The sequence below is a fragment of the Natrialba taiwanensis DSM 12281 genome, assembly GCF_000337595.1.
Lineage (GTDB): Archaea > Halobacteriota > Halobacteria > Halobacteriales > Natrialbaceae > Natrialba > Natrialba taiwanensis.
Window position 1 is genome coordinate 1 of the sequence record NZ_AOIL01000036.1, and the last position, 2,048, is coordinate 2,048.

A 2,048-nucleotide genomic window follows, 5' to 3' on the forward strand; every position below is an offset into this window, starting at 1 on the left:
GGCAGACCGGAACGGGACGGTTGCGTGGACGTGCCCGACGACGACTGAACGGGGGCGAGAACATCTCTTCGATCTCATCGCACTCACCGATGGAATCACTGGAGCGCACTTCGTCTTTCGAGTCGAACTCTATCAGACCGACGCGCCGGTTCTCGAGTCGATTCCCCACCATTCGGCTGTCGGGCTCGATGCGTCACTGCTCGGGGAGGAGATTCGCTCCGGCGAAATCGTCGATCTTTCCGGAGAAACAGCGTGTCTGGTCCCGACCGAAACGGCGTTCGAGTGGACGGCTGAACAGCGTCGCTGGCGAATAGCGGGTGGCTCGCTCTGTGTCGAGACGATCGACGGCCGAAAAACGAGTTGCTACGGGCTGACGAACCTTCGACAGGCGAGGAAAAGCGATGACGGAACCGGTCTCGTTCTCGCCTGGAAACCCGACGACCTGCCGGACGACGCTATCGGACGGATACTCTCGTGGACGATGGATAAACTGTCTACGCCGCCGGTGGCGGTACCGTGTGAGACTGCGGATCGAGCGACGGCGGTCCGAGCGCACGTACAGGAGATTCTCGAGGCGTATGATGGCCGCGAGCTATAGCGCTCGCCGATGTAAGTCACTACTGCAGCCGCCTTGATCGTGCTTCTGGGATCTGTAGTGAACCGTCGATGACTACTCCGCCATAGCGTAGACTGGTCGGGTACCGACTCAATATTGAGTTAGTACGTAATGACGGCGGCTGGAAGAGGACCCGACGAGGGCTGTCTCATGATCCCACCGCGGACTGAACTCGCGCTACTCTCTCGGATACTGTTCGAAACTATAGATAGTTCAAAAAGCGGATGAATACAGAAGATGGCAAAAATACGTCTTGCAGACGTTACTACGGAGAGGACAGGTATTATCTCGTCCCGAATTCGTTCGACAGTGCCTCTGCGTTTTGCGATATCTCAGTCGAGAGCCGCTCATCAATCGCATTTTTATCGACACCGGATACATGCCTGCAGACGATGTTTCGAAGCCCAATACGACCGCCCGCCGTTCGCGGATCCGCGCTGGTTTCGTACTGAGCGACCCGTTCTCCCTCGTACATAACAGTGTACTTGCACGGCTTTGAATCTCCCGTCGTCATTTCAACGGAAATGGATCCTTCCAACTCGACGACAACCATGGTTACCACCGAACCTCGTCATCAATGGCGATCGGACCAGACTTGACGACATTCGCATCAAGCCCGCCACGGTGGACGAGCGCTTTCGAGAGTTCCTCCTCTCCGACGAGCGACTGCATATAACCACATGGTTCACATAGCTGGATTCCTTCACAGATGGCATCACCGACCGTGAATGTTTGACCCACGAGGTGGTTGAGCGGAACATTTTGAGTCGTTACGTTTCGACGGTGTGCACCCGTCGGGATCTCAATTCCGGCATCCCGTTTGACTGCTGCCAGCGCCTCGGCTTCGATGAAGGTGATATCGCTTGCTTCCTGTACCTCTCGGTCCGGGTCTTCGTCGAGAAAGTTCCACAGACCACGCTCTTCGAAATACCGGTCGCCGCGGAGCCCGCGTTTGGCGACTGCGTCGACGTTTTGTCGTGCTTGCATCGGGTCACCACTATCGGGAGCAATGTGGAGCTGTGTAACTCTACCAGTTCCCATAAATTTGTTTCGTGAACGTAGATGTTATACATTTTGAAAGAAGAGGGGGACATCCTTGATTCGCGAAGCCTATTCGAGACCACTGTTGGTTCTAGTGAAGAAGGATTTATCTATCACAATCATCTGTGTTGAGAACCGTAATCTCAACTATTGTGTCGGTGAGTCAGACACAGTCAGACTGTCAGTGGATGATGACCCCCGATCCCGCGCTAGAACGACACCGTCTCGCGGATCGCCTCCTCGATTCGAATTGCCTGCGGCAGGTAGTACTCCTCGAGTTCGTGCAGCGGCATCGGCACGTCGTAGCCGGTAACGCGCCTGATCGGTGCCTGCTGATAGAGCAGCGCTTCTTCCTGGATCGTCGCAGCGATTTCGGCCCCGACGCCGGCGG

At 55.9% G+C, this 2,048-nt stretch carries 4 protein-coding genes; 1 reads left to right on the plus strand and 3 read right to left on the minus strand.

Annotated elements, in window-relative coordinates:
* Positions 1 to 598, plus strand: a 598-nt coding sequence (locus C484_RS10005; protein ID WP_006825819.1) for a hypothetical protein, incomplete at its 5' end; no start/stop codon positions are given.
* A 301-nt stretch (positions 599 to 899) separates the two neighbouring features.
* On the opposite strand, the gene C484_RS10010 is transcribed toward C484_RS10005, so the two are convergent.
* The 3 genes from C484_RS10010 to C484_RS10020 all read right to left on the minus strand — a co-directional run.
* A complete protein-coding gene (locus C484_RS10010) occupies positions 900 to 1,169 on the minus strand; it encodes a hypothetical protein (RefSeq protein ID WP_006825820.1) in 270 nt (89 codons plus the stop codon).
* A 2-nt stretch (positions 1,170 to 1,171) separates the two neighbouring features.
* Positions 1,172 to 1,603, minus strand: a complete 432-nt coding sequence (locus C484_RS10015) for an MOSC domain-containing protein (RefSeq protein ID WP_006825821.1) — start codon at positions 1,601 to 1,603, stop codon at positions 1,172 to 1,174.
* Between the two features lie 263 nt (positions 1,604 to 1,866).
* The coding region (locus C484_RS10020) for a transketolase C-terminal domain-containing protein (RefSeq protein ID WP_006825822.1) at positions 1,867 to 2,048 on the minus strand (182 nt) is incomplete at its 5' end.